Origin of the sequence: Mesorhizobium shangrilense (assembly GCF_040537815.1) — a bacterium.
GTDB classification, from domain to species: domain Bacteria; phylum Pseudomonadota; class Alphaproteobacteria; order Rhizobiales; family Rhizobiaceae; genus Mesorhizobium; species Mesorhizobium shangrilense.
Map to the genome: position 1 here is coordinate 381,125 of NZ_JBEWSZ010000001.1, position 26,216 is coordinate 407,340.

The following is a 26,216-nucleotide window of genomic DNA, read 5'->3' on the forward strand; positions in this document are numbered from 1 at the left end:
CGCGATCAGCAAGCAGCAACGCGTCGCAACGGCGCGACGGCAGATTGACCAAGGAGAAGACCGATGAACAAGCATGTAGCCATGAAGACACCACCGATCGTTTCCCGGCAGGCGTGGGAGGCAGCGCAGCAAGAGCTGCTGGTGAAGGAGAAGGCCACGCTGCGCGCCAGGGACGCGCTGGCCGCCGAGCGCCGGCGGATGCCGTGGATGGAAGTGGACAAGGCCTATGTGTTCGACGGCCCGAACGGCAAGACGAGCCTTATCGACCTGTTCGAAGGCCGCCGCCAGCTGATCGTCTACCGCGCCTTCTTCGAGCCGGGCGTCTACGGCTGGCCTGATCATGCCTGCCGTGGCTGCTCGCTGGGCGCCGACCAGGTCGGCCATCTCGCCCATCTCAACGCCCGCGACACCACGCTGGCCTACGCTTCGCGCGCGCCGCAGGCCGACATTGTCAGGCTGAAGAAGCGGATGGGCTGGGAGATGCCCTGGTACACCATCACCGACAGCTTCGACAAAGACTTCGGCGTCGACGAATGGCACGGCCACAACGTGTTCTTCCGCGACGGCGACCGGGTGTTCCGCACCTATTTCATCAACAACCGTGGCGACGAGGTCATGGGCACCGTCTGGAGCTATCTCGACGTAACTCCACTCGGCCGCCAGGAGGTCTGGGAGGATTCGCCCGAAGGCTATCCGCAGACCCAGACCTACAAGTGGTGGAACTGGCACGACAATTACGATGAAGGTGCCGCGGCGGACAAGAGATGGGTCGAGGTGTCGGATGCGGGAGAGGCCGCGTTCAGGGAGAAGAGCGGCCAGTAAGGATTGGCGGGAGCCACGCCTAGTCCAGCTTGGGTTCCTCGCCCCCACGAAGTGGGGAAGAGGTGTCCGCGAAGCGGACGGAGAGGGGGCTTCGTAGGGCGCAGTCCCCTCTCTGTCTCGACCTCGCCGCGCCATCTCTCCCCAACCTTCGGCGGGGGCGAGGAACCCAGGTCCCGCCCGGTAACCATCAAGGAAGAAAGATCATGGCTGATATCCACGCAGGCGCCGGCGGGGTAATCCCCGAAAACACCAAGACGGCCACCCTTGGCATCGCCGATTGGCTGTGCCTCGCCGCCGCGCCGACCTTCGCCCTGATGGCGCTGCTCACCTGTGTTCTCGGCGGCAGTACTTCCATGATGTGCATGCCGGAGATCTCGCCGCTCGCCGGCCTGCCCCTGACCGGAATGCCGGCGATGTATCTCTTGATGAGCGCCTTCCACCTAGCGCCCTGGCTGAGGGTGATTTCCGGCCGACAGGCCCGGCTGGGGCAGCAATAGCCGCCCGTCAATCCCGCAGACTTTTAGACGATCGACCACCGCTGCAGCCCACTGACAGCGACGGGCACACCCCAAAACAGGAGATGATCATGTCCAACAACAGCTTCACCACCACCTTCACGGTGGACCAGACTCCGGAAACAGTTTTCGCCGCCATCAACAATGTTCGCGGATGGTGGTCGCAGGATATCGAAGGCAAAACCGACAGGGCAGGCGAGGCGTTCGATTATCACTACAGGGATAGCCATCGCTGCCGGATCAAAGTGACAGAGCACGTGCCTGGCAAGAGGGTCGCCTGGCACGTCCTCGACAACTATTTCAGCTTCATCGACGACAAGACCGAGTGGATCGGCACGGACATCATCTTCGATATCTCCAGAAAGAGCGGAGGGACCGAGATCCGCTTCACGCATCAGGGTCTTGTTCCCGACTATGAGTGCTATGATGCCTGCTCGGACGGATGGAGCACCTTCATCAACGGCAGTTTGCGCAGCCTGATTGCGAGCGGCAAGGGCACCCCACTGTCGGGGACCCCATGATCAGCGCTCCGGTAGCTACACCCATGTGGAGGCGGCAACGCTGACCAGCGCGGGCGAATGGGCGCGTGAGCCTTGTCTATGGGGTTGGTTGAGGGGACAGCCTGCCATCAACTGAGCGCACCGAGAGAATTGCGACTGTCCCATTGCTCGCATGACAATCCTTAGCCGACTTCCTGGGCGATCTCGGCTAAGCGCCATCCTTCGAGCCGAAAACCCGTGCGTATACTTCCCCGACGATGCCGCGCCGGAAGACGAGCACGCAGATCATGAAGATCAGTCCGGTGGCGATGGTCACCGGGAAGCCGGAGGTCGCCAGCGTGTTTTCCAGGCCGACCACGAGGCCGGCGCCGATGATGGGACCGACCATGGTGCCGATGCCGCCGAGCAGGGTCATCAGGATGACCTCTCCCGACATCTGCCAGGTAACGTCGGTGAGCGTCGCGAACTGGAAGACGATGGCCTTGAGCGCGCCGGCGAGGCCGGCTAGTGCGGCCGACATGACGAAGGCGGCCAGCTTGTAGTTGGCGACGGAATAGCCGAGCGATATCGCGCGGTTCTCGTTCTCGCGGATCGAGCGCAGGATCATGCCGAAGGGCGAGTTGACGATGCGCCAGATGGCGAAGACGCCGATAAGGACGATCGCCAGCACAACATAATAGATGTTCAGGGGATCATTGAGGTCGATGACGCCGAAGAGGTGGCCGCGCGGTACGCCCTGGATGCCGTCCTCGCCTTCGGTGAAGGGCGCCTGGACGCAGAAAAAATAGAACATCTGCGCCAGCGCCAGCGTGATCATGGCGAAATAGATGCCCTGCCGGCGAATGGCGAAGAAGCCCATGACGAGGCCGAGCGTTGCGGCGCCCACCACGCCGAGCAGGATGCCGGCTTCCGGCGGCCAGCCCCACACTTTTATCGAATGGGCGCAGAAATAGGCGGCGCCGCCAAAGAAGGTGGCATGGCCGAAGGAGAGCAGGCCGGTATAGCCAAGCAAGAGGTTGAAGGCGCAGGCGAACAGCGCGAAGCACAGCATCTTCATCAGGAAGATCGGGTAGACGAAGAAAGGCGCCGCCAGCAGCGCCAGTATGCCCAGCGCCACCAGCGCCCATTCGAGCCGTGCGGCGGTTTTGGTGGCGGCATCGTGGGGCGTGACTGTCGTCATGTCAGGCATCCCTTCCAAACAGGCCGGCCGGCCTTACCAGAAGCACGATCGCCATGATGACGAAGATCACCAGGTTGGAGGCCTCCGGATAGAACACCTTGGTCAGCCCTTCTGCGAGGCCCAGCATATAGCCGGTGACGATCGCGCCGAGGATCGACCCCATGCCGCCGACGACGACCACGGCGAAGACGACGATGATGAGGTCCGATCCCATCAGCGGGCTGACCTGGTAGACGGGCGCGGCCAGGATGCCGGCCAGCCCGGCGAGCGCCGAACCCAGCCCATAGGTCAGGGTGAGCAGCAGCGGCACGTTGACACCGAATGCTTGCACCAGGCGGGGATTTTCCGTCGCCGCGCGCAGATAAGAGCCAAGCCGCGTCTTCTCGACCAGCGCCCAGGTTCCGAAGCAGACGATGAGCGACGCCACCACCACCCAGCCGCGATAATTGGGCAGGAACATGAAGCCGAGATTGGTGCCGCCGGCCAGCAGCGGCGGCACGGAATAGGGATTGCCCGAGACGCCGTAAAAGTAACGAAAGACGCCCTCGATGACCAAGGCGAGGCCAAAGGTGAAGAGCAGGCCATAGAGCGGATCGAGGTCGTAGAGCCTGGACAGCGCCAGCCGTTCGACCACCATGCCGAAGAGCCCGACGACCAGCGGCACGAGGATCAGGGCCGGCCAGTAGCCGATGCCGAGGTGAACGAGCAGCAGGTAGCCGACGAAGGCGCCGAGCATGTATTGCGCGCCATGGGCGAAATTGATGATGCGCAGCAGGCCGAATATGATGGCGAGCCCCAGGCTCAGCATGGCGTAGAACGAGCCGTTGATGAGGCCGACCAGCAACTGGCCGAGAAGTGCCTGGACGGGGATTCCGAAGATCATCGTCATGGCGTCGCTGCCGGAGTTGAAGTCGGCCCTGCCAATTGCCAGCGTTGGCGCTGCCCCTCACCTGCCTGCCGGCATCCTCTCCCCGTATAGTGACGGGGTGAGGGGCGCTGTCCCCGTCGATTTCGCCAACCATCAGCGTTGCTGGAAGGAAGCCAGCGCTGCCGCCAGCCCCTTCTCCCCGTCACCATACGGGGAGAAGTGCCCGGCAGGGCGATGAGGGGCAGCGCCGACACCCGGCAGGCAACAACCAGGATGCAATCCGCTGCCGACCGGCGGCGTCCCGAAGGTTTACCTCTCACCTGTGGCTTCCGAGCTAATCTCCGGGTCATACCCCCAGCACCTCGTGCAGTTGCGTCATATGCGACGACAATTCGCCGACCGGGAATTCGCCCACCACCTTGCCGTGTTCCATCAGGTAGAAGCGATCAGCGACGCGGCTGGCGAAGCGGAAATTCTGCTCGACGAGCAGGATCGTCATGCCGCGTTTCTTCAGGGTTGCCAGCAGGTCGCCGATGCGCTGGACGATGACGGGCGCCAGGCCCTCGGTCGGCTCGTCGAGCAGCAAAAGCTTGACCCCGGTGCGCAGCATGCGGGCGATCGCCAGCATCTGCTGTTCGCCGCCGGACAGTTTCGTGCCCGGGCTGTTGCGGCGCTCTTTCAGGTTGGGGAACAGGTCGAATATCTCCGCGACGCTCATGCCGCCCTTGGCGACGACCGGCGGCAGGATCAGGTTCTCGTCGACGGTCAGCGTGGCGAAGATGCCGCGCTCCTCCGGCACGAAGCCGATGCCGGCATGGGCGGTCTTGTGCAGCGGCAGCCGCATCAGATCCTTTCCGGCGAAGCTGATCGTCCCGGTGCGCTTGCGGATCAGCCCCATGATGGCGCGCAGTGTGGTGGTCTTGCCGACGCCGTTGCGGCCGATGAGCGTGACCGTCTCGCCCTCGAAGACATCGAGGTTGACGCCATGCAGCGCATGGCCTTCGCCATACCAGGCGTTGAGATCGCGCACAGTGAGGAGAGGGGCCTCAGCCATGATCGGTCCCCATATAGGCCACCTTGACGCGCTCGTCTGAACTGACCGTCTGGTAGTCGCCGGCGGCGAGGATCTCGCCGCGCTGCAGGACCGTGATCCAGTCGCAGAGATCGGCCACGACCGTCAGATTGTGCTCGACCATCAGCACGGCGCGATCCCTGGCGACGGAACGGATGAGGTCGGAAACCATGCCGACATCCTCGTGGCCCATGCCGGCCATAGGCTCGTCGAGCAGCAGCACCTTGGGATCGAGCGCCAGCGTCGTGGCGATCTCGAGCACGCGCTTACGGCCATAGGAAAGGTCGCCGGCCGAGCGGTTCCTGGCATCGTCGAGGCCGACCGACCGCAGCAACTCCTCGGCGCGCGGCGTCAGCCTGTCGAGCGCCGACAGCGAACGCCAGAACTGGACGCCGAGGCCGCTGGGACGCTGCAGCGCGACGCGCACATTGTCGAGCACGCTGAGATGCGGGAACACAGCCGATATCTGGAACGATCGCACCAGCCCCATGCGCGCCACCTTGGCGGGCGGGCTGCGGGTGATGTCGCGTCCGAGCAGTTCGATCCTGCCGCTCGATGGCTGCAGGAACTTGGTGAGCAGGTTGAAGACAGTGGTCTTGCCCGCGCCATTGGGGCCGATCAGCGCCTGGATCCTGCCGTGGTGGACATCGAGGTCGACATTGTTGACCGCGATGAAGCCGCCGAAGTCGCGCTTGAGTCCACGGGCGGAGAGCACCACCCGTGGTTCCGCGCTTGCGGGCATCACGGCCACGGCGGCCGCTGCCGTCACTTGGTAACGAGCGGGCAGCCGCTGTCCTCGGCCTTCATGAAGGCCTTGTCGCCCGGAATGGTCGCCAGATAGGTATAGTAGTCCCAGTCCCGCTTGCTCTCTTCGGGCTTCTTGACCTGATAGAGATACATGTCGTGCACCATGGAGCCGTCGGCCTGGACCTTGCCGTTCGCCGTGAAGACATCGTTGACGGGCATCTCATGCAGTTGCTTGGCGACCGCCTCGGTCTCGTCGGTGCCGGCCTTCTCGACCGCCTTCAGATACTGCGTCACGGCCGAGTAGGTGCCGGCCTGGATCATGTTGGGCATGCGGCCGGTGCGCTTGAAGAAGCGATCGGCGAATTCGCGGCTCTTGTCGTCGCGGTCCCAGTAGTAGCCTTCGGTCAGGACCACGCCCTGCGCCGCCTGCAGGCCCAGGCCATGCACCTCGGCAAGCGTGAACAGCAGGGCCGCAAGCCGCTGGCCGCCGGCGACGATGCCGAACTCGGCTGCCTGCTTGATGGCGTTGGAGGTGTCGAGGCCGGCGTTGGCGAGGCCGACGACCTTGGCGCCGGACGACTGCGCCTGCAGCAGGAAGGAGGAATAGTCGGTGGAACCCAGGGGATAGCGCACCTCGCCCAGCACCTTGCCGCCGGCGGCTTCGACGAGCTTGGCGGTCTGCTCCTTCAACGAATAGCCGAAGGCGTAGTCCACGGTGATGAAGTACCAGCTGTCGCCGCCCTGCTTCACGAGTTCGCCGCCGGTGCCGACCGCTTGCGAATGCGTGTCATAGGCCCAGTGGAAGCCATAGGGCGAGCATTGCTTGCCGGTCAGATCGGTCGCGGCGGCGCCGGTGACGATGTCGATCTTCTTCTTTTCCTTGGAAATGCCCTGGACGGCCAGCGCCACCGAGGATGTCGTCAGCTCCATGATGGCGTCGACCTGCTCGGTGTCATACCACTGGCGGGCGATGTTGGAGGCGATGTCCGGCTTGTTCTGATGATCGGCGTCGACGATCTCGATCGGCGCGCCCAGCACCTTGCCGCCGAAATCCTCGGCCGCCATCTTGGCCGCCGCGACCGACCATTTGCCGCCGAAATCGGCATAGACGCCCGACTGGTCGTTGAGGATGCCGATCTTCACCTTGCCATCGGAAATTCCCGCCGCCGATGCCGAGGCCGCGGTCGCCGCGAAAAACGCGGCCGAAACGAGGTACGTCGCTTTCACTGGATTTCCTCCCTTGCGGCCATCCGTCGGTGAACCCCGCGTCAGCCAGTCACTGCTTCAAGAACGCCCCCGATTTCCCTGGAAAGATAGTATGTTTACCGCCTGCGTTCGCAACCACGGACCGCCCGAATGAATTCGTAACATCGACACGCCATCACGAGAACTGCTGCTTTCGTAGCAGACCATCGCCCGGTCTCCGGTCGATCGCCATGCGAGGGCAGGCCGTCCGTTTTCGGAGGCTAGCTCCAGACGCCGCGATCGGCGAGGGTGCTGGTGAGAATATCCATGAAGCCGTCGATATCGGCCGTGGTCGTGCGGTGGTTGACGATCGCGCAGCGCACCACCAATTCGCCGTTGATTGTGGTCCATGAAGGCGCGGCCAGACCGGATTCCTGCAGGTCCAGCACAAGGGTGCGGACAAACTCGGCGTCGCTCCCACGAATGCCGAAGCAGACGATGTTGAGCGCGACCGGCGCCTTCAGTTCAAATGCCGGGTGGCGCTCCAGGCGCTTGGCGAGATGATGCGCGAGCATGCAGCTGTGTGCGATCGACTGTCCGATGCGATCGGCTCCAAGCGCCTCGATCGTCATCCATGTCTTCAACGCCCGGAAGCCTCTCGACAGGTCCGGACCCAGGTCGCAAGGCCAGGTCTCGCCGGCGGCAAGCCCGCGATCGGCGCGTTGCAGATAGGCGGCGGGCTGCGCGAATGTACGCTTCTGGGCATCGCCGTCCCGCACCAGCAGGAATCCGGCGTCGTAGGGAACCTGGCCCCATTTGTGAAAGTCGAGGGCGACCGACGCCGACCGTTCAATGCCCTTGAAGAGATCGCGCAGGGAATCGGACAACATGGCAAGCGCACCGATCGCGCCATCGACATGGAACCAGAGATTTTCCCGAGATGCGATGTCAGCGATATCAGCCAGCGGATCGATGGCCCCGGTGTTGACCGTGCCCGCGGTGCCAACGACGAGAAAGGGCCAGAACCCCTTGGCGCGGTCCTCCGCGATCATCGCGCGCAACGCATCGGGCAGCATCCTTCCGGCGTCGTCGACCTCGACCAGCCGCAGATTCGCCGATCCGATGCCGGACAACTGCATCGCCTGGGCGATGCAGGAATGGGCCTGGGCGGACGTATAGGCGACAAGCTGGCGTTCGCCGCGCAGGCCGGTCTCTCGGACGGATTGGCCCAGCGCCTCGGTCCTGGCGATGGTGACGGCGACGAAGTTCGCCATCGAGGAGCCTGTGAGGAACAGGCCGCTCGCCCCATCCGGATAGCCGAGGGCCTCGCTCATCCAGCGTACGATCTGCTGTTCGACCACGAGGCCGGCATGGTCGCGGCCGCCACAGTTCATGTTCAGGCCGCTGGCGACGATTTCCGCCACCATTCCGACCGGCGTGCCCGCGCCATGCACCCAGCCCATGAACAGCGGATGCAGGTTGCCGGTCGCGAACGGCATGATGTGCGTGCGCACGTCATCCAGCACTTCGCCCAGTTCGCGCGATCCGTTCGGCAGCGGGCGGGTAAACCGCTGGCGGGTTTCCTCCGCCGGCGCCTGCCATACCGGCCGCTGCCGGATCGTTTCGATGTGGGTGATCATATCGTCGAGCAAGCCATGGGCGAGCTCGCGAAACTGATCCCAGTCCGCTGGATCTAGGCTGGGCTCGGCGAGATCGCCAGCCGCGGCAGGTATCCCATTGGCGGAAAGTGACAATCATGCACCTCTGAGGTGCTGAACGACCGCTGACAATCCGTCGAAGAAAACGTCGAGCCTGGCCTCGATCGGCGCCATGGCCTGATGCAGGGACTGGCCTTCTGCCATGCCCGCCGAGACAGCGGCCACATCGGTCGCGGAGCCGGCAACACGCAGGACCGCGCGCGACCCCAGGCGCACAGGCTGGCCGATATGGCAGACCGGCCGCTCGGCCAGAGTGCGCATCAACAGCTGAAGGGTCTGGGAGTCCTCGAACGAGGCAAAGGAGCCCGAGGCCTTGGTGATCGTCAACGGGACGATTGCACGCGAGCCGAGGTGGTCGCCCTCATCATGCGGATGAAGCGAGACGCCCTTCATGCCGTCGATGCGAGACCGTACCAGACAGACAAACTGCTCCTTGATGAGGCTTTGCCGCGCTTCGGCGATTTGCGCATAGCGCTCGAGATTGGCCAGGGCGGCAACCCAACGCAGCCCCAGTCCCAGGTTCAATTCGGACTTGAACGCGAAGGCTGTTCGTTCGCGAAGGGCGGCCGGCCAGTCCTGGGCCGCGGTGTATTCCGCCAGGCCTGCTGGAATGCGGGCCCTCGTGGCAAATGCTTCGGCCAATGAAGAAGGGATGAGAAGCGCGCCCGAAAAAGGCGGGCCGGCGATGAATTTCGATCCGGTCAACGCCACCACGAAACCATCGGCGAGATCCTGCCTCAGGCTGGAAATGGAGCCTCGGAACTGGCAGGCATCGACGATGATGTGCACCCGTCCGGGGGCAAGGGCGGCAACATGGCGCGCTGCCTGCCGTGTCACGGCCGGCAGGCCGGTTTTCGACGTATCGAGCACATGGACGAGGACATCGCGATCCCGCCTCAATTCCAGTTCGACGGCTGCGATAACGTCGGCATCGATTTCATGTTGATGCCGGGGTTCGCCTGTTTCGTTGCGGATGGCAATCGTGCGCACTTCGATGCGGCCGGGCGGCAGGCCCTCCAGAGGCGCTCCGGCCTCGACGACGCTGCCAAGCGCGGTCAGATCCGAATAGTGACATCCGGCGGCCGCCCGTGGAACGCCATTTCCCGTTTCGTCCGGCGCCACGAGCACATTGGTCAGGGGGCGCTTCGAAAGTCCGGCAAACAGGCACAGCGCGATGAGTTCCGCATCCGTGCCGGAGGCGGCGAGGGCGACCTCGGCACCGACGCAGCCAAGGTTGCGAAGAATCCCCTCGCGGATGTCGGCGAACCATTGATCGTAGGCGACAGGCGAGGGCGATTCCAGGTCGATGAGGCGCCGCAACGCGACGCCCGCTGCCAGGAAACCTTCGGCGGAAACGTTGCTTGCCGTTGTCGACGAGAATGAAATCTCATCGTCGGCGGGCATTGCCAGCGTTCCATAGCGGTTGCGCCGCGTTATCGCATCCGGCCAGATGCGCCTGTCGCCACCCGTGCCGAGCAGCAATGAAACGGAGGCCGGCGCATGCGAAAGATGACCGGGTTCACCGGTTGTGTTGAGGGCCTGCAGGTTCGCGCGCTGAATCGCGGGCATGATTTTCTCCGTATTCAGGGCGATGTGGTTGCGGTCAGAGTGGCTCGTTGGTCGTCACGGCACCGGCCAGGGCGGAGACCTGGACGTCGTGACGGATCAGCGGTTCGAGATCGCTCGCCCGCTGCGTGAATTCCAGCCCGCATCGGTCGACATAGGAACGATCGACGCGCCCGCAGAAACCCGGATCGATGATCTTCTCGCCATCCCAGAAAACGGCGTGGCCGGTGTCGGGAACGGTCGGCGAAACCACGCCGATGATCGCGGGCCTGGCCCACAGCATGTAAATGCCGCTGAGGAGTACGACGCCGCATTTGTTGGCAACGTTGCGCATGATGGAATGGCTCATCGGCCCGCCCCGCGGATACGCCGGATCGCAACTGCCAGCGAGGTCCTCGATCTCCTCGTAGGTTCGGCCCGTGAACATCGCCAGGGCGCAAACCAGGCAGTCGTCATCTGTCTTCTGATAGACGGCGGGTTTGCCCGTATGGGCGCATTTGACCGCAGGCGTCGGAGCTGCTCGCGTCACGCGTTGTGCCAGTGCATCCTCGAAGGCCGCGAAGAGCTTGCGCATGGCGCTCTTCTTGTAATGAAACATGCTCTGCCAATCCATCGAATGGACGATCATGGCGACGTCGGCCTCGAACACGAGCAGGCGGCCGTCGGCAAGCTCGGCGCAATCGATGGCGAAATAGTCCAGGCCGAGACGCCGATGCAGCGCATCGAAGGAACGCGCGTGGCGCACCGAAAAATCGCTGTCGAAGCTGGCCATCCATGACGCCTCTTCGGCACGCCTGTCCTCGTGCTCGGTCATGCCGGCGTTCAGATAGTGCACCATCCAGTGTTTGGAGACCGCGAGGTGACTGGCGTAGGCCCGACCATTGATGAACGCGATGCGTTGCTTGCGGAATTTGCCGTCCGGCCCGCTGTAATCAATGAAGGGCGTAACGAAGAATTCGGCCTCGGCTTGAGAATTCAGGTAGGCCGAAAGCTCCAATGGGGTGGAGATCTTCTCCATTCCCTTGCCGGCATGGGTGCCCACCGGGCGGACAATGACCGGCCAAGAACCGTTCCCAGGGATCGAGGCGACCTCGATCTCACCGGCAGCCAGTTGCCCGATCGCATCCCGGGAAACGCGCACGGCGGCGGGCGCGAGTATCGAGGGCTCGCCCTTAAGGGCTTCGGCGACACCATCCCTGGACAGATCCATGATGCGGCGCGGCGCGTTGTTCAGTATGGGGCCGGCCCAACCCTGCAGCAGACGGTGGAGGGTCTCCAGCACCGGGAGATTGGCCGCTGACTCACCGACGGCCACGAACGCGACGTCATGCTCGGGAACATCGTTCAGGTCCGCTGTGTCGGCATCGACATAATGGAGCAGGATGTTGGCGTCGGATTCCTCAAGCAGGAATTCGATCGGCGTGTTGGCCATGAAGTCGCCGGCGGTGACGAAGACAAGGACGTTCGGGCCGGTGCCGCGTCCGTTGACTATCCGATATTTCCGGCTGATCTCGAGCGCGGCCTTCTGGCTGAGCACCGCCTTGTCTTCTTCACCGATCGCGTGCAGCAGGATCGACACATCCAGGAACGCCGCTGCATCGGTGGGATCGGCAGAAACGCGCCCGAACAGCTCATCCCATATCGGGGAAATATCCCTCCCTTCAAAGACGGCTCGTACTATGGGTGCCTTGCCCTTTATGAGGTTCGGATTTTCAAATGTCTCGATCAGGGCTGCCGCGTTTTTCAAGCTCTCAAGCCTTCTGTCACGCGGTGGTTACGGCCAGTTCAGCCTCCACGCCGCCTCGCGCACGATGTGCGGTTCCACCATCGCTGTCGGCGCTTGTGCGAGCCTTGTGGTGTCCTGTTGCATAGGCCGGAATAATTCATGCCTGGCGGATCACAGGCGCTGGCGCGGATCGGACGTTGCAGGCTTTGGGCGGTTTCGCGGGGGCGGAGGCAATGCCCGCTTTTCCTTGGCCGCGCGTCACGGACCCTTGGCAGCCCCGAACCGCAAGCCGTCCATCAGCAGCCCGACCAGCCGGCGGGAGCGGTCGCGCCAGTCCTTGGTGTCGGGGGCGGAATAGATGCCCCACAGTGCGTGCAGCACGTCGGAACTGTCGACGTCGCCGCGAATCGATCCGTCGGCGACAGCCGCGTCGACCAGACCGCGCAGCGCCAGCGACACGCGGCCGGACGTGTCCGAGAACAGTGTGGAGTTGGTGGTGATCAGGATGCGCAGGCTGGTTGAAAGGCCGCGCTTGGTGGCGATGTAATCGACGAAGCGCTGCATCCATTGCTCCAGGGCGACATCGGCCGGATGCTGGCGGGCGAGTTCGCCCGCGGCGGCACAGACCGCTTCCACCTCGCGCCGGTAGACGATTTCAACCAGATGCTCGCGCGTCGGGAAATTCCGATAGAGCGTGCCGATGCCGACGCCCGCGCGCCGGGCGATCTCTTCCAGCGGGGTATCGATGCCCTGTTCGGCGAAGGCGGACGCCGCGACCTCGACCAGCCTGTCGCGGTTGCGCCGCGCATCGGCGCGCAGCGGCTTGTCGGCCGCAGCCTTTCCGCCGGGCATTTCCGGGGCCTTCTCGGTGGGCATGGCGGATGGCTGGGCGGCCAATTTTTTCACTCCAGTACGAATTCTCGGCCCGACCCGCTTGAAACGGGGAGGGCGCGGTCTACTTATATAAGCGGAGGCGCCTCCGTTTACATGAGCGCGCCTCTCAACAATAGCGCGCCTTCCATCAATATAGTCAGGGGATCGAGTATGTCATGTCCTTCGAGCCTGCAAGCCGCCACCGATGGCTGGAGATTGGTGAAGACACCGAAGAGCGTGATCTCCCCCTCGAGGGGGAGATCACGCTCGCCTCAGTATACGCCGCCCTTGCCCGATCCTTCCCCGACACCAGATCATCCCCCATCCGCGTCAAGCAAACTGGAGCCAGACGCCCATGACCAGTCTTCCCCTTTCCCTCACCATCAACGGACACCGCCACGAACTGGAGGTCGATCCGCGCGTAACCCTGCTCGACTTGCTTCGCGAGCGGCTTGAGCTCACCGGCACCAAGAAGGGCTGCGACCGTGGCCAGTGCGGCGCCTGTACGGTGCTTGTCGATGGCAAGCGCATCAATTCCTGCCTGGCGCTGGCGGTCAGCCATGATGGCGCTGACGTGCTGACCATCGAGGGCGTTGCCCATGGCCAGGAATTGCACCCGGTGCAGGCCGCCTTCATCGCCCATGACGGGTTCCAGTGCGGCTTCTGCACGCCGGGCCAGATCATGAGCACGCTTGGCCTGATCGCCGAAGGCCAGGCCGGCGGCGATCCCGAACGCATCCGCGAGGCGATGAGCGGCAATCTTTGCCGCTGTGCGGCCTATGGCGGCATCGTCGAGGCCGTGCTGGAGGCGCAAGAGACGCTCGCCCGCAAGACTTCAGAGAACACCGAGCGGAGGACCGCGGCATGAGAAACTTCGATTATATCAGGCCCGTCACCATCCCTGAGGCCATCGCTGCCGCGGCCGAGCCGGGTTCGGCCTATCTCGCCGGCGGCACCAATCTGCTCGACCTGATGAAGGGCGGCGTCACCAACCCCGAGCGCATCGTCGACATCACCCGGCTGCCGGAGCTCAACCGCATCGAGCGGCTGGCTGATGGCGGCCTGCGTATCGGCGCGTTGGTCCGTAATGCCGATCTCGCCCACGACGCAGCCTTCGCGAAAACCTATCCGGCGGTGGCGGAGGCACTGTTGTCGGGCGCCTCGGCGCAGCTTCGCAATGCCGCGACCGTCGGCGGCAACCTGCTGCAGCGCACCCGCTGCAGCTATTTCTACGACACCGCCAGCGCCTGCAACAGGCGCGAGCCCGGCGCCGGCTGCGATGCGCTGGGCGGCGAGAACCGCCTGCATGCCGTGCTCGGCTGGAGCGATGCCTGCATCGCCACCCACCCGTCGGATTTCTGCGTGCCGCTGGTGGCGCTCGACGCCGTGGTCGAGATCGAGGGCAGGGAAGGCCGGCGCCACGTGACGCTGGAGGAATTCCACCGCCTTCCCGGCGAGACGCCGCAACGGGAAAATGCGCTGGAGCCCGGTGACCTGATCGTCGCGGTGCGCCTGCCGGCGGAAGCCGCCACGTTCGCCGGCAATGCCCGTTACCTGAAAGTGCGCGAGCGCACCTCCTATGCCTTCGCCGTCGTTTCGGCGGCAGCTGCCCTCATTGTCGACGGCGGCAAGATCCGCGCGGCGAGGTTGGCGCTGGGCGGCGTCGCGGCCAAGCCTTGGCGGGCGCGCTCGGCGGAAGCCGTGCTGCTGGGCGCCGATGCCGACGAGGCGAGCTTCGTTCGTGCGGCGGACGCCGCATTGGCCGACGCCAGCCCCTCCGGCGACAATGCGTTCAAGATCGCGCTTGCCCGCCGCATCGTGGTCAGGGCGCTGATGTCGGCCCTTGCTGGAACGCCCGCGCGGATGCCCGCACTGCCTGCTTCTCCCTTTTCCTCCCTTCCCGGAGTGCGTCATGACGCTTGAACTCAGCCTCAACCAGCAGCCCGCCCATCTCAGGCAGGGCTCCAGTATCGGCCAGCCGCTCACCCGCCGCGATGGCTTTCTCAAGGTCACCGGTGCGGCCCGCTATGCCGCAGACAACCATCCGCCCGGCATGCTCTACGCGGTGCTGGCGGTGAGCAGCATCGCACGTGGCCGGGTCGTCTCGCTCGATGTCGCGGCGGCAAAGGCGCACGCAGGCGTGGTCGAGGTGATGACGCCGCAAAACCGGCCGGCGCTCGCCGTCGATCCCGATGCCAAGGACCATCCCTTCATGTTCCGGATGGACCTCCTGCAGAACGATGGGGTCCGCTACCCCAACCAGTCGATCGCGGTGGTGATCGCCGAGACGCTGGAGGCGGCGACCGAAGGGGCGGCGCTTTTGTCGCCGCGCTATGAGGTGCTGCCCGCGCGCGTTGGCCTCGACGGCGCCGAAAGCTTCGTGCCCGCCGGTGTCGGCGTCGGCAATCCGGCGGTGCATCACAAGGGCGATGTCGAGGCCGGGCTGAAATCGGCCGCGACGCGCATCGAGGCGACCTATGAGACGCCGTCCCAATATCACAACGCCATGGAGCCGCATGCGATCGTCGCTGCCTGGGATGGCGACAGGCTGTCGATCGACACGCCAAGCCAGGGCCTTGCCATGGCGCAGGGCCGCATCGCCGGCCTTTTCGGCATCGCGCCCGAAAACATCCATATCCGCAGCCCCTTCCTGGGCGGTGGTTTCGGTTCCAAGGGCATGATCGCCGGGCCGCAGGTGCTGGGCATATTGGCGGCGCGCCTTGTTGGCCGCCCGGTCAAGCTGGTGCTGCGGCGCGAGCAGATGTACGGGCCGGTCGGCCATCGCGCGCCGACGCGCCAGACCTTGCGCATGGGCATGGACGGCGAGGGGCGGCTCACGGCGATAGGCCATCACGCCAAGACCGCGTCGAGCACCTTCGACGACTTCTTCGAGCCGGCGGCCGATGCCTCGCACACGCTCTACGCCAGCCCTGCCATCGCCACCTCGCATGAGGCGGTGCGGCTGGACACCGGCACGCCGCTGTTCATGCGCGCGCCCGGCGAAGCGACCGGCTCGATCGCGCTGGAGAGCGCCATCGACGAGGCGGCGGAAGCCTGCGGCATGGACCCGCTGGAGTTCCGGCTGAGGAACTATGCCGAGGTCGAGCCGATGACCGGCAAGCCGTTCTCCTCCAAGGCGCTGCGCGAATGCTATGCGCAGGGCGCGGTGCACTTTGGCTGGATGGGCCGGCCGCTCGAGCCGCGCCGGATGCGCGACAGTGACGGCTTCCTCACCGGCTGGGGCATGGGCACGGCGACATTCCCGGCGCTGATGTTCCAGGCCGAGGCGCGCGCGGTGATACGGGCCGACGGCAGCGGCCTGATGGAAACCGGCGCGCAGGATATGGGGCAGGGCGCCTGGACCGCCTTCGCCCAGATCGCCGCCGATGGACTGGGGCTCGACATCGACGATGTCGATTTCCGGGCCGGCAGTTCCGACCTACCCAATGCCGGCATCGCCGGCGGCTCTGGCCACACGGCGACGGCGGGCATGGCGATCCACAATGCAGGAGCGGCCGTCATCGCCAGGCTCGCCGACCTCGCCACCGGCAACGAGGCCTCGCCGCTGTTCGGCGCCGGCAATGAGGGCGTCTTGGCACGCAATGGCCGGCTCTATCGCCGCGACGATGAAAGCCGCAGCGAAAGCTATGGCGAGATCCTGGCTCGCGCCGGCCTCAGGGAGATCGAGGGTCGTGGCAAGAGTGCCTCGGACCCGGCGGCGCAGGAGGTCTACGCCATGCATGCGCATGGCGCTGTCTTCGCCGAGGTGAAGGTCGATCCCGATTTCGGCCAGATCCGCGTCACCCGCCTGGTCGGCGCCTTTGCCGCCGGACGGATCGTCAACCCGCGTATGGTGCGCAGCCAGTATTTTGGCGGCATGATCTGGGGCGTCTCCTTCGCGCTGCTCGAGGAAGCCGTCACCGACAGGCGCACGGGCCGCATCCAGAACGCCAACCTCGCCGAATATCACGTGCCGGTGAATGCCGACGTGCCGTCGGTGGAGGCGCTGCTGATCGACGAGCACGACCCTTACGTCAACGCGCTGGGCATCAAGGGCGTTGGCGAGATCGGCATCACCGGCACGGCCGGCGCGATCGCCAACGCAGTCTGGCATGCGACTGGCGTGCGTCCCCGGCGCTTTCCGATCCGCATCGAAGATGTGATGGGGTGAGGAGGCGCTTCCCTCCCACGGTTTAACTAACCAGATCGGCAGCCAAACCCAAGCCGATAGGAGCCTGTTCCATCCCGATGGAATCGGGATGGGGCTCTATCTGCTTGTTTGAGGATGATCTCTCGACAAACGGGGGACCGTTTGTCGAGAGAGCCGGATTCCACCTTTCGGGATCACGCCCTAAGGTGTTGTCTTGGGTTCGGCCTTCAGGGTCACCCCCAACGCCTTCACGACTCCAAGCAGGGTCGAAAGACGTGGATCGCCTGTCGGGCTCAGAGCCTTGTAGAGGGCTTCACGGGTAACGCCGGCCTCTTTGGCAACCGCCGACATGCCGCGAGCTCGGGCAACAATGCCAAGGGCATTGGCGATATAGGTTGCATCACCGCTGGCGAAAGCATCTGCCACAAGTTCGGCCTGGCTCTCTGGACTGGCAAGATGCTCGGCGGGGTCAAAGGGTACTGTTTCGAGGGGCATGGTCTTAGACCTCCTTGGCCATTTGGATGGCCTTCTTGATGTCGCGCTTCTGTGAGGACTTGTCGCCACCACAGAGCAGGATGATGACCTCGTTACCGCGCTTCAAGAAATACAGGCGATAGCCAGGGCCGTGGTCAATGCGAAGCTCGCCGATCCCGTCGAAGAATTTCGCATCCCCGAGCAACCCCGATTGAACGCGGGCGATGCGGATGGCGATGATCTCCGCGGCGCGGATATTCTTCAGGCCCTTGAGCCAGTCGCGAAATTCAGTGGTTTGGCGAACTTCGACCATATGTGTGAACTATAATTAACGGTTCGATTGCGGTCAACTTAGTTGTGAAAAATAATTCACAGTCCGGGTGGGTGAGCGCCTGGAGGGCGGACAAGCCGGCGACAAGTCAGAGTGCGCCTGCCACGGGCCGGTCCTGCGAGAAGCCGGTCTTTCGAGGTGGGCTTCTTTTTTGGGGAATTTGGCCTAGGCGGAGAGCTTCACTGCTCCGCCAATTCCATGCTCCATGCCCAAACCGACATCACGGATGGTGCTCGTGCTTGGCCGGCTCGTAGAGATAGACAATCTGCGGAGGATCCCCAGGCACCGGGAGTTGCCAGGCTTTTGCCTTGAGCCTGCCGCCGTCATTGCTCTCCTTGAGGCTGAGCTTCAGGGCCTTCTTGGCGGCGGCGACCGCGCTGGCAGCGTCGACCTCGATTGGCTCGCCCGATGCTCCCATGAGCGTCATTTCCTCCACGAACCATTTGGCCACGTCAGGTCTCCAGTCACGTTGCGGGATGATGATCCGCACGGGAGGTAACCACCAACGGTTCCGGCCGGCAAGGTCCGAAGCGGGCGGCTCGATCGGGCTGCCCGGTCGCAATTATTGTTCGTAAGTGTATGAGGCGCACATCTCGTCATCACTTGACGGTGCTTCATCGCCGGTGAAAACGGCGATGACCGAGCCGCTTTCTCCGGAAGCCCAGTTCGCTATGAATGTCACCGGACCGGAACCGCAAAGACGGTTGCCATTTTCGAGTTTAGGGTCGCGCGGCCGGCTGACGCGATAGACGGAGGCCGGAACGTCCTCGCCGTCGACACTGAAATGGTCGTCTACGAGGCCAGAGAATTTGAGCGTTTCGCCGTTCGCGAATGTTATGCCGAAATCATCGAACTGAATGTCGCCGGTCACGCTCATGGCCGTGCCGCTGACCGCCGTATACGAATCCTCATCGGTGTAGGCCGAGGCAACGCCGATGGGCCAAGCACATGCGATCATGGCCAGCAGGCCAATCCGGATAAGGTTCATCTTTCCCCCAAGCGCGAAACTGGAATCGCGCATGGGAAGCTCTAGATGCGATTGACGGTGGAGACAATGACGTCGGTACAAGGCGAGCGCGATAGCCTTCAGCGACTGCCCGGCCACTATGCGTTACTGCCGACCGCTTGAGAAAGATGGTTTTACGAATTTGCCGGTGCCGTGGGTATCGCCACTCACAGCTACGGGCTGTGCAGCGCTTGGGCCGACGGCACCGTTGCCGGAACCAATGCTGCTTAACGGTTCCGGAGGGGGTTTGCCCTCTTGCTCCTTGAAATAAAGTGGAGCATCGATCTTCTGATTTTCACCGTCGCCAAAGAAGACAAAAGACGGCCATTTGCTGTCGGCCGTCGATTGGGCACCGAACGCGGGAAAGCAGGCGCCGCACAGTGTCGCCAGGACTAAAAGGGATTTTCGCACGTCAGCCGCAGCCTTCATAACAAGGCGACTGATAGCAAACATTGATCGCGGATGCGTTAATCGGCATCCAAAGAATTTAACGATCGCTCGGCCCAGCGCGAACCTCGCAGGCAGATTGGCCGACATCAACGCTTTCGCCCAACGTGCGCTGCCTTTTGACGGCCAAGCCGCCCATCACCTTATGATTCCTGCCTGATGACGATTGTCCTCCAAGAGGCGCAGTCATGATCGTTTGCATGGATTGCCGGCCAACGGTCCCCGCCAGGGGCCTGATCGACGCCCTTTGCGACACTTGCCGCGGCATTGCGCGACCAGATGAGGTCACGCCAACGGAGTGACGATCATGAACCCGATCACCTTGTTCCTCACCACGGTCTTTGCCCTCCTGGGCATCGGTCTCGGCGCCGCGACGAGCCCGTGGCTCGGCGCGCGCTTCATCATCATCGCGCTGCTCATCGCCGCCGCGCTGAAGATGGCGAACACCTGGCAGAAATTCGTTGTCCTGCGCGCCGGCAATCTGCAGGGCGTCAGGGGGCCCGGTCTGTTCCTGATCATCCCGGTCATCGACAATGTCGTGGCGGTGATCGACGAGCGCATCCAGATCACCGCCTTCAACGCCGAGCAGGCGCTGACCAGGGATACGGTGCCGGTCAATGTCGACGCGATCATCTTCTGGCACGTCCATGATGCCCGCCAGGCGGCGCTCGAGATCACCAACTACCGCGAGGCGATCGATCGTGTCGCGCAGACATCGCTGCGCGAGATGATCGGGTCGTCGATGCTGTCGTCGCTGTTGTCCGACCGCAAGGCGGCCGACGAGCATCTGCGCGATGTCATCGGCCTCAAGACCACCCAATGGGGCGTGACCGTAATGTCGGTCGAGATCCGCGACGTGGCCATCCCCGTGGCCCTGCAGGATGCGATGTCGCGCCAGGCCCAGGCCGAGCGGGAGAAGCAGGCGCGTGTCATTCTTGGTTCCGCGGAAGCGGAAGTCGCCGGCAAATTCGTCGAGGCGGCCACCATCTATGCCGGCAATCCGGCGGCGCTGTAGTTGCGCGCCATGAACATCATCTACGAGACGACGAAAGAAGGCGGCGCCACGATTCTCATCCCGACCGCCATGGTCGACAGCCTGAACCCGACCGGCGCCCTGGCGCGCGCCGGCCAAGCGGCGGTGCTGAAGGGTGCAGCCTAGAGGTTCATCGCGTGCTCGGCCTCACCGCGCGAAACGTGTCCGGGCGCGAATTCACGTCGACGATTGCTCGACCAGCTTCAACTGGTCGGGCTTGAAGCCGACATGCTGCGGGATCCAGACGTCGCCCTCGCGATTGAACCAGTGGCACAGATACGAGCCCGACGCGGAACCGTCACTGACGGTCATGTTCGGGCCTCCCGATTTCAGCTTGACGACGTCGCCTGTCTTGAAAGTGCCGGCCATGATGGTTCCTCCCGACGGTTGACCACAACCGATGGTAATCCCCTATGGCGCGTGCAGACAAGAAGCATGTGTGCGGCCAGTCGATATCAATCGTAAAGCCAGAATCCGTACCGATCCGGCATTCGACTAGATTGAAACGCGCGCGGCACTTGCTTTTGCAATGCCGCGGCTCTTCGCAACGATGGCCATCCAATATTAGCTGGTGGTGGAGTAACTCTAGTTGCAGTCCGACGTCACGATCTTGCAGGCGTCGTCGTTGCAGCCGGCCATGGCCTGGGCCTCGGCGGTTTTCTGGGTCGAGGACTTGCCCCAGCCGCCGCCCTTGCCGCTGGCCGCATAGGCGCCGCACTGCTGGTAGCTGACGACGGTCTTGCATTCGGCACCACCGGCTTCCACGCAGAATTTCTGCGCATTGGTGATGGCTTCGTCCTCGCTGCTTCCGCCGCCGACGCCAAAATAGGGATCGGTTTGCGCCGTCTTGAAGTCGATGGATATGGCGCCCCAGGAATCCGCGCTTGCGGACACGGAGGCGAACAGAAGCCCGCCGAACGCCAGGAGGGAGAGGGCAGCCGTCGTTCTGGCTCGGGTGCACATCTGTTTTGAGTCTCGCTTGGTCAAGTGGATTTGCCTCCTGTGCCACGGTGGGCAGAGTCCCACAAGGCGCAAACGGAGCCGGGATATGCGCAGCCCGATCCCTTGCCTCGGGGACCTAGGCGCGTGACGCTTCCAGGATGGAGATCGGCCCCTTGGTCTGGATAACCCGGTCAAGCCGCAGCCCCGCCGCGGCGAACAGAGCCGCATATTGCGCTTCCGTCCGCTCGAGCCCGCCGGTGACGGCCAGCATGGTGACGTCGATCATCTTGATCTGGTGCGGTTCGTTGCCCGGCGGCACAATCGTTTCGGCGAGCAGCACCTTGCCCGCCGTCGTCATCGCCTTCCGGCAGTTGACCAGGATCGCGGCGGCGCGCTCGTTGTTCCAGTCATGGATGACTTTCTTCAGGACATAGACATCGGCGTTTGACGGCACCGCTTCGAAGAAATCGCCGGCGACCAGTTCGGTGCGCGGCAAGTCACCGCCAACCCCCGCTTGGGCCGAGGTGATGCCGGCCGGCAGGTCGAAGAGCACACCGGAGAGATGCGGGTTGCGCTTGAGGATGGCCGAAAGGAGTTGGCCATGCCCACCGCCGACATCAACGACTCGCGCGAAAGGCTTGAAGTCATAGGCCTCGGCCACGGCGTCGTTGCTCCCCTGGCCAAGCGCGACCATGGCACGCTGGAACAAGGCCGCTTGTTTGGAGTGCTCGGCCAGCCAGTCGAATCTGCGCTTTCCGAACACCTTGTCGAAGGCCGGCTCGCCGGTGCGAACGGAATGCATGAGCTGCTCGAAAGCGAGATATGGCTCACTGTTGATCATCCGCACGAAGTCGCCAGGGCCTGAACGCAAATCGGCGCGCAGGGTCGAGCCGACGTCGGTGAGCGCGAAACGGCGTGGCGACACTTCCTGGAATACGCCCTCGGCGGCCAGCAGCCGCATGACCCGATAGAGTGCATCCGCGTTCGTGCCGGTGGCATCCGCAAGATACTCCACCGCGCGATCATGATCGGACAGCAGATCGGGAATGCCGAGTTCAATGACGACTCGCAGCGCCTGGGAGATGGCAAAACCGAACCCAAGCCTCATGACCTGTTGCGACGGATCTGACATGGAGCGCCCTCGCCAAAACCGGCCTCTGTGGTAGGCAATTTCCAGCTTGGCGGACAGAAGTAAGCGATCGAATGGGCGTTTTGTCAAATCGCGGGCAGCCGCGGGCCGGGGCTTAGTTGCTGTCATCTCGACATGCCCGACCCGGTCGAGGTCGAGGTCGCGGCTGGCGTGGCTTGAACGACCGTCCCCCCGCTAGCGCATCACCCTGCCGAGCCTGACCATCGCAGTGTGCAGTTCCTCGTCGCTGAAACCGGAGAAGCCGAGCACGAGACCGTGCCGCTCGGGACCGTCGACGAACATCGAAGACAGGGCGCGGGCGCCGACGCCGGCTGCCTTCGCTGCTTCGACCAGCTCGGTATCCTGTCTTGTGCTTTTCAGCTTTGCCACCAGATGTAGCCCTTGTTCCGGCACAATCACGTCGAGGCTGTCGTGGCAATGCGCCTCGAGCCCGGCGACCAGCACGTCGCGCGCGGCTTGGACCCGACGGCGCACGCGGCGCAGATGCGCGGCAAAATGGCCTTCGTTAAGGAGATCGGTGAGCGCGCCTTCGGCCAGTGTCGAGGGGAAGCGGTCGGAGCGCGCCCGGACCGCCATGACGGCATCGAGCAGTGGTTCGGGCACCACGACATAGCCGATGCGCAGGCCAGGGAAGAGGATTTTTGAAAACGTGCCGAGATAGGCGACGCGGCCCGAGCCATCCATGCCCTGCAGCGAGGTGAGCGGCGGGCCGGCATAGCGGAATTCGCTGTCGTAATCGTCCTCGAAGATCCAGGCACCGTTGCGCCCAGCCCAGTCGAGCAAGGCGAGACGGCGGCGCATCGTCATGGTCACTCCGAGCGGATATTGGTGCGAGGGCGTGACATAGGCGGCGCGAGCGCCGGGGCAGAGCCTCTCGCCCAAATCGGGATCGAGGCCCTCGGCATCAACGGGCACGCCGACGACCTTGGCGCCGGTTCCGGCAAGAACGGCATGGGCCATCGGATAGCAGGGGTTTTCGATCCACACGGCGTCCCCGGGCCGGATGGCGGCGCGTGCCAGCAGGTCCAGCCCCTGCTGCGTGCCTGAGGTCAGCACGATCTGGCCGGGATCACAGCGCACGCCGCGCGCGGTCCTGAGATAGGCGGCGATCGCAGTGCGCAGGCCGAGCCCGCCGCGCGGATCACCGTAACGAAAATGCTCGGGGCCGGGGCGGGCGAGGTGGCGCGACAGGAGGATGCGGAACAGGCTGATCGTGCGAGCGTCCGACACGGCGACGCCGAGACCGCAGGGCAAGGATGCTGTGACATCGATGTCCGGCAAGCGTTCGCGCTTCAGCGTCACCGGCAGATGCGGCACGTTTGCCGCGACGAAGGTCCCGGCGCCGACTTTGGCGACAGCAAATCCTTCGGAGATCAGCATTTCGAAACAGGCGACCGCCGCCGAGCGCGACAGGCCGAAACGGCGGGCGAGGTCGCGTGTGGTCGGCAGCTTGGCGCCGGCGGCCAGCGCGCCGGTTTCGATCAGCCGCCGCAACGCCGCGTACAGTTCGCGGCTGCGGGGGCCTTCGCCCGGCAGGACGGGAATGAGCGCCGACCAGTCCGGCGGATTGGTCTGAATTCTATCCATATGATTGGTTCTTTTTCGGACCAATTTTCCGATGCATGGTTGGCAGACCCATCAAGAGGATGCAAGCGCCGTGAACGAGATTCCGACAACAGCCAGCTTTCCGACCAGCAAGCGCAACCGGGTGAAGCGCCGGCATGACCGTGGCAGCTACGACCATGCGTCGGTATTCGCGGTGCTCGATGCCGGGCTGCTCTGCCATGTCGCCTATACGTTCGACGGCCAGCCCTATTGCACGCCGACCATCCACTGGCGCGAGGACGACATGCTCTACTGGCACGGTTCGTCGGCCAGCCGCATGCTGCGCCATCTGCGCGCGGGCACGCCGGCGTGCCTGACCGTGTCGCATCTCGATGGGCTGATATTGGCGCGGTCGGGTTTCAATCATTCCGCCAACTATCGCTCCGCCATGTGTTTCGGCATGGCACGGATCATCGACGAGCCGCAGGAGAAGCTGAAGGCACTGGCCGGCGTGGTCGACCGCTTCTACCCGGGCCGAGCCGAGACCTTGCGGCCGATCTCGGCGCAGGAAGCCAAGGCGACGACGGTCATCGGCATGCGTATCGAGGAAGCGTCGGCCAAGGTGCGCGCCAAGGGCGTCGCCGATGACGAGGAGGATTACGAGTACCCGGTCTGGGCAGGCGTCATCCCGGTCAGCATGGTGGTGGGCGCGGCCGAACCATGCCCGCGCCTGTTGCCCGGCATGGCACGGCCGGACTATCTGTCCGGCTATGCCGAGGGTGCACGGCTGGCCCAGGCGCTGACGGACGCGCAGCGGATGTATGAAGGCGAGGGCTGAGAGCGGAAGAGGCGCAACGTCTCTCCTTCTCCCCTTGTGGGAGAAGGTGGATCGGCGCGCAGCGCCGAGACGGTTGAGGGGTGTTGGAGGGAATGAGGCATTGGTGCTTTCTGGAGCACCCCTCATCCGACCTCGCTTCGCGAGGCCACCTTCTCCCACAAGGGGCGAAGGGAAGAGGCACTACGCCACACCAGACAAATTAGCGTCACGATGATTGCCTAACGAGTCCTCAGGCAATCCGTGAGGCCGCATGCGATGAACATCCTGTTGCGTCATGTCTTGGAACGTCTGGTGCGCCAAGGCAGCCTGCTGGTGACCAGCCCGAACGGCGCGACCGACCAGTTCGGCGATGGCACCGGGGTGCCCGCGCATATCCACATCAAGACCGCCAGGGCCGAGCGCGCCATCACCATCGATCCGATGCTGGCCCTGCCGGAAGCCTATATGAGCGGCGAGGTCGACCTTCCCGGGGGCGGCGTTCTCGGCCTCATGCGCATCGTCTTCCAGAACATCGGCGACGCCGCCGGCATCGATACCGCCTGGACGCGGGCGTTGGACAAGGCGCGCCACACGTTCCGGCGTTTCCAGCAGATCAACACGACGCAGCGGTCGCGCCGCAATGTCGAGGTGCATTACGACCTGTCGGTCGATCTTTACCGGCTCTTTCTCGATGATGACCTGCAATATTCCTGCGCCTATTTCCCAAGGCTGGAAATGACGCTCGACGAGGCGCAGTCGGCCAAGAAGCGCCACATCGCCGCCAAGCTGCAACTGGAGCCCGGTCTCAGGCTGCTCGACATCGGCTGCGGCTGGGGCGGGCTTGGCCTTTATCTGGCCAGCAGCTTCAAGGTCGATGTGCTGGGGGTGACGCTGTCGGGCGAACAGCATGCGGTGGCGACCGAACGGGCGCTTTCGGAGGGGCTGGCGGGCCGGGCCCGGTTCGAGATCAAGGATTATAGGGAGCTTGGCGACCGTTTCGACCGCATCGTCTCGGTCGGCATGTTCGAACACGTCGGCGTCAACCACTACAAGACCTTCTTCAACACCTGCGCCAGGCTGCTGAACCGCGACGGGGTGATGCTGCTGCATACGGTCGGCCGCTCCGGCCCGCCTTCGGTGACCAGCGCGTTCGTGCGCAAGCACATTTTTCCAGGCGGCTATGTGCCGGCGTTGTCGGAGGTTCTGCCAGCGATCGAGAAGGCCGGGTTGATCGTCACCGACGTGGAAATCCTGCGCCTGCACTATGCCGAGACGTTGAAACACTGGGGCAAGCGCTTCGCCGCCAACCGCGACAAGGCCAGGGCTGTTTATGACGAGCGTTTCTGCCGCATGTGGGAGTTCTATCTGGCGGCGTCCGAAGCCTCGTTTCGCTGGCAGGACCTCGTGGTCTTCCAGATTCAGATCGCCAGAAAGAACGACACGCTGCCGATGACACGCGACTATATCGCGGATGGCGAGAAGCTGCTGGGGCTGCACGAGATGGCGCATTCGGGGCAGGGCCAGCGGGCTGCGGGTTCCTGAGCGAGAT

At 64.1% G+C, this 26,216-nt stretch carries 28 protein-coding genes; 10 read left to right on the top strand and 18 right to left on the bottom strand.

What is annotated here, in order from left to right; genetic code table 11:
- Positions 1-63: 63 nt before the first annotated feature.
- The 3 genes from ABVQ20_RS02115 (at position 64) to ABVQ20_RS02125 (ending at position 1,858) form a co-directional block, all read left to right on the top strand.
- Complete coding sequence (locus ABVQ20_RS02115) at positions 64-822, top strand: DUF899 domain-containing protein (protein ID WP_354457848.1); 759 nt, start codon at positions 64-66, stop codon at positions 820-822.
- Positions 823-1,025: 203 nt separating this feature from the next.
- On the top strand, positions 1,026-1,319 hold the full coding sequence (locus ABVQ20_RS02120) for a hypothetical protein (protein ID WP_354457849.1): 294 nt from the start codon (positions 1,026-1,028) through the stop codon (positions 1,317-1,319).
- A gap of 89 nt (positions 1,320-1,408) precedes the next feature.
- Complete coding sequence (locus ABVQ20_RS02125) at positions 1,409-1,858, top strand: SRPBCC family protein (RefSeq protein WP_354457850.1); 450 nt, start codon at positions 1,409-1,411, stop codon at positions 1,856-1,858.
- Positions 1,859-2,045: 187 nt separating this feature from the next.
- On the opposite strand, the gene ABVQ20_RS02130 is transcribed toward ABVQ20_RS02125, so the two are convergent.
- The 9 genes from ABVQ20_RS02130 to ABVQ20_RS02170 form a co-directional block, all read right to left on the bottom strand.
- Positions 2,046-3,017, bottom strand: coding sequence for a branched-chain amino acid ABC transporter permease (locus ABVQ20_RS02130; protein WP_354457851.1), 972 nt, complete (start codon positions 3,015-3,017; stop codon positions 2,046-2,048).
- Position 3,018: 1 nt separating this feature from the next.
- Positions 3,019-3,906, bottom strand: coding sequence for a branched-chain amino acid ABC transporter permease (locus ABVQ20_RS02135; protein WP_354457852.1), 888 nt, complete (start codon positions 3,904-3,906; stop codon positions 3,019-3,021).
- 325 nt (positions 3,907-4,231) lie between these two features.
- Positions 4,232-4,939: an ABC transporter ATP-binding protein gene (locus tag ABVQ20_RS02140; protein WP_354457853.1), complete on the bottom strand. Its 708-nt coding sequence runs from the start codon at positions 4,937-4,939 to the stop codon at positions 4,232-4,234.
- A complete protein-coding gene (locus ABVQ20_RS02145) occupies positions 4,932-5,699 on the bottom strand; it encodes an ABC transporter ATP-binding protein (RefSeq protein WP_354462091.1) in 768 nt (255 codons plus the stop codon). The genes ABVQ20_RS02140 and ABVQ20_RS02145 overlap by 8 nt, the downstream gene beginning before the upstream one ends.
- Positions 5,700-5,722: 23 nt before the next feature.
- Positions 5,723-6,931 (bottom strand): ABC transporter substrate-binding protein, encoded by a 1,209-nt coding sequence (locus ABVQ20_RS02150; RefSeq protein ID WP_354457854.1) that lies wholly within the window; start codon positions 6,929-6,931, stop codon positions 5,723-5,725.
- Positions 6,932-7,170: 239 nt separating this feature from the next.
- Positions 7,171-8,643, bottom strand: a complete 1,473-nt coding sequence (locus ABVQ20_RS02155; protein WP_354457855.1) for a pyridoxal phosphate-dependent decarboxylase family protein — start codon at positions 8,641-8,643, stop codon at positions 7,171-7,173.
- The gene (locus tag ABVQ20_RS02160) at positions 8,644-10,176 is read right to left on the bottom strand and encodes a hypothetical protein (protein WP_354457856.1); all 1,533 of its coding nucleotides are present in this window, start codon (positions 10,174-10,176) and stop codon (positions 8,644-8,646) included.
- A 34-nt stretch (positions 10,177-10,210) separates the two neighbouring features.
- Complete coding sequence (locus tag ABVQ20_RS02165; protein ID WP_354457857.1) at positions 10,211-11,920, bottom strand: ATP-grasp domain-containing protein; 1,710 nt, start codon at positions 11,918-11,920, stop codon at positions 10,211-10,213.
- Positions 11,921-12,157: 237 nt separating this feature from the next.
- Positions 12,158-12,775, bottom strand: coding sequence for a TetR/AcrR family transcriptional regulator (locus ABVQ20_RS02170; RefSeq protein ID WP_354462092.1), 618 nt, complete (start codon positions 12,773-12,775; stop codon positions 12,158-12,160).
- 352 nt (positions 12,776-13,127) lie between these two features.
- Between ABVQ20_RS02170 and ABVQ20_RS02175 the strand changes: the two genes are divergently transcribed.
- Genes ABVQ20_RS02175 through ABVQ20_RS02185 form a run of 3 tightly spaced genes read left to right on the top strand, consistent with a single transcriptional unit; the run spans position 13,128 to position 16,943 of the window.
- Positions 13,128-13,640 (top strand): (2Fe-2S)-binding protein, encoded by a 513-nt coding sequence (locus ABVQ20_RS02175; RefSeq protein WP_354457858.1) that lies wholly within the window; start codon positions 13,128-13,130, stop codon positions 13,638-13,640.
- Positions 13,637-14,695, top strand: a complete 1,059-nt coding sequence (locus ABVQ20_RS02180; RefSeq protein ID WP_354457859.1) for an FAD binding domain-containing protein — start codon at positions 13,637-13,639, stop codon at positions 14,693-14,695. The genes ABVQ20_RS02175 and ABVQ20_RS02180 overlap by 4 nt, the downstream gene beginning before the upstream one ends.
- On the top strand, positions 14,685-16,943 hold the full coding sequence (locus tag ABVQ20_RS02185; protein WP_354457860.1) for a xanthine dehydrogenase family protein molybdopterin-binding subunit: 2,259 nt from the start codon (positions 14,685-14,687) through the stop codon (positions 16,941-16,943). Before ABVQ20_RS02180 ends, ABVQ20_RS02185 begins: the two co-directional genes overlap by 11 nt.
- A gap of 180 nt (positions 16,944-17,123) precedes the next feature.
- Here the strand turns inward: ABVQ20_RS02185 and ABVQ20_RS02190 are convergent, their stop codons facing one another.
- From ABVQ20_RS02190 to ABVQ20_RS02210, 5 genes are all read right to left on the bottom strand, one after another.
- Complete coding sequence (locus ABVQ20_RS02190; protein ID WP_354457861.1) at positions 17,124-17,417, bottom strand: addiction module antidote protein; 294 nt, start codon at positions 17,415-17,417, stop codon at positions 17,124-17,126.
- A 4-nt stretch (positions 17,418-17,421) separates the two neighbouring features.
- On the bottom strand, positions 17,422-17,709 hold the full coding sequence (locus ABVQ20_RS02195; RefSeq protein ID WP_354457862.1) for a type II toxin-antitoxin system RelE/ParE family toxin: 288 nt from the start codon (positions 17,707-17,709) through the stop codon (positions 17,422-17,424).
- 238 nt (positions 17,710-17,947) lie between these two features.
- Entirely contained in the window at positions 17,948-18,178 is a 231-nt protein-coding gene (locus ABVQ20_RS02200) for a hypothetical protein (protein WP_354457863.1), read from the bottom strand.
- Between the two features lie 111 nt (positions 18,179-18,289).
- A complete protein-coding gene (locus ABVQ20_RS02205; protein WP_354457864.1) occupies positions 18,290-18,832 on the bottom strand; it encodes a hypothetical protein in 543 nt (180 codons plus the stop codon).
- Between the two features lie 6 nt (positions 18,833-18,838).
- Entirely contained in the window at positions 18,839-19,270 is a 432-nt protein-coding gene (locus ABVQ20_RS02210; RefSeq protein ID WP_354457865.1) for a hypothetical protein, read from the bottom strand.
- A 217-nt stretch (positions 19,271-19,487) separates the two neighbouring features.
- Between ABVQ20_RS02210 and ABVQ20_RS02215 the strand changes: the two genes are divergently transcribed.
- The gene (locus tag ABVQ20_RS02215) at positions 19,488-20,195 is read left to right on the top strand and encodes an SPFH domain-containing protein (protein WP_354457866.1); all 708 of its coding nucleotides are present in this window, start codon (positions 19,488-19,490) and stop codon (positions 20,193-20,195) included.
- Complete coding sequence (locus ABVQ20_RS02220; RefSeq protein WP_354457867.1) at positions 20,196-20,339, top strand: hypothetical protein; 144 nt, start codon at positions 20,196-20,198, stop codon at positions 20,337-20,339.
- A gap of 51 nt (positions 20,340-20,390) precedes the next feature.
- On the opposite strand, the gene ABVQ20_RS02225 is transcribed toward ABVQ20_RS02220, so the two are convergent.
- The 4 genes from ABVQ20_RS02225 to pdxR form a co-directional block, all read right to left on the bottom strand.
- Positions 20,391-20,582 (bottom strand): YodC family protein, encoded by a 192-nt coding sequence (locus ABVQ20_RS02225; protein ID WP_354457868.1) that lies wholly within the window; start codon positions 20,580-20,582, stop codon positions 20,391-20,393.
- A 216-nt stretch (positions 20,583-20,798) separates the two neighbouring features.
- Positions 20,799-21,200: a DUF4189 domain-containing protein gene (locus ABVQ20_RS02230; RefSeq protein ID WP_354457869.1), complete on the bottom strand. Its 402-nt coding sequence runs from the start codon at positions 21,198-21,200 to the stop codon at positions 20,799-20,801.
- A 91-nt stretch (positions 21,201-21,291) separates the two neighbouring features.
- The gene (locus ABVQ20_RS02235) at positions 21,292-22,287 is read right to left on the bottom strand and encodes a methyltransferase (RefSeq protein WP_354457870.1); all 996 of its coding nucleotides are present in this window, start codon (positions 22,285-22,287) and stop codon (positions 21,292-21,294) included.
- Positions 22,288-22,479: 192 nt separating this feature from the next.
- The gene (gene pdxR, locus ABVQ20_RS02240) at positions 22,480-23,892 is read right to left on the bottom strand and encodes a MocR-like pyridoxine biosynthesis transcription factor PdxR (RefSeq protein ID WP_354457871.1); all 1,413 of its coding nucleotides are present in this window, start codon (positions 23,890-23,892) and stop codon (positions 22,480-22,482) included.
- A 70-nt stretch (positions 23,893-23,962) separates the two neighbouring features.
- Here pdxR and ABVQ20_RS02245 point away from each other — a divergent pair, with 70 nt between their 5' ends.
- Complete coding sequence (locus ABVQ20_RS02245) at positions 23,963-24,688, top strand: pyridoxamine 5'-phosphate oxidase family protein (protein ID WP_354457872.1); 726 nt, start codon at positions 23,963-23,965, stop codon at positions 24,686-24,688.
- Between the two features lie 255 nt (positions 24,689-24,943).
- A complete protein-coding gene (locus tag ABVQ20_RS02250) occupies positions 24,944-26,209 on the top strand; it encodes a cyclopropane fatty acid synthase (RefSeq protein WP_354457873.1) in 1,266 nt (421 codons plus the stop codon).
- Positions 26,210-26,216: the final 7 nt, after the last annotated feature.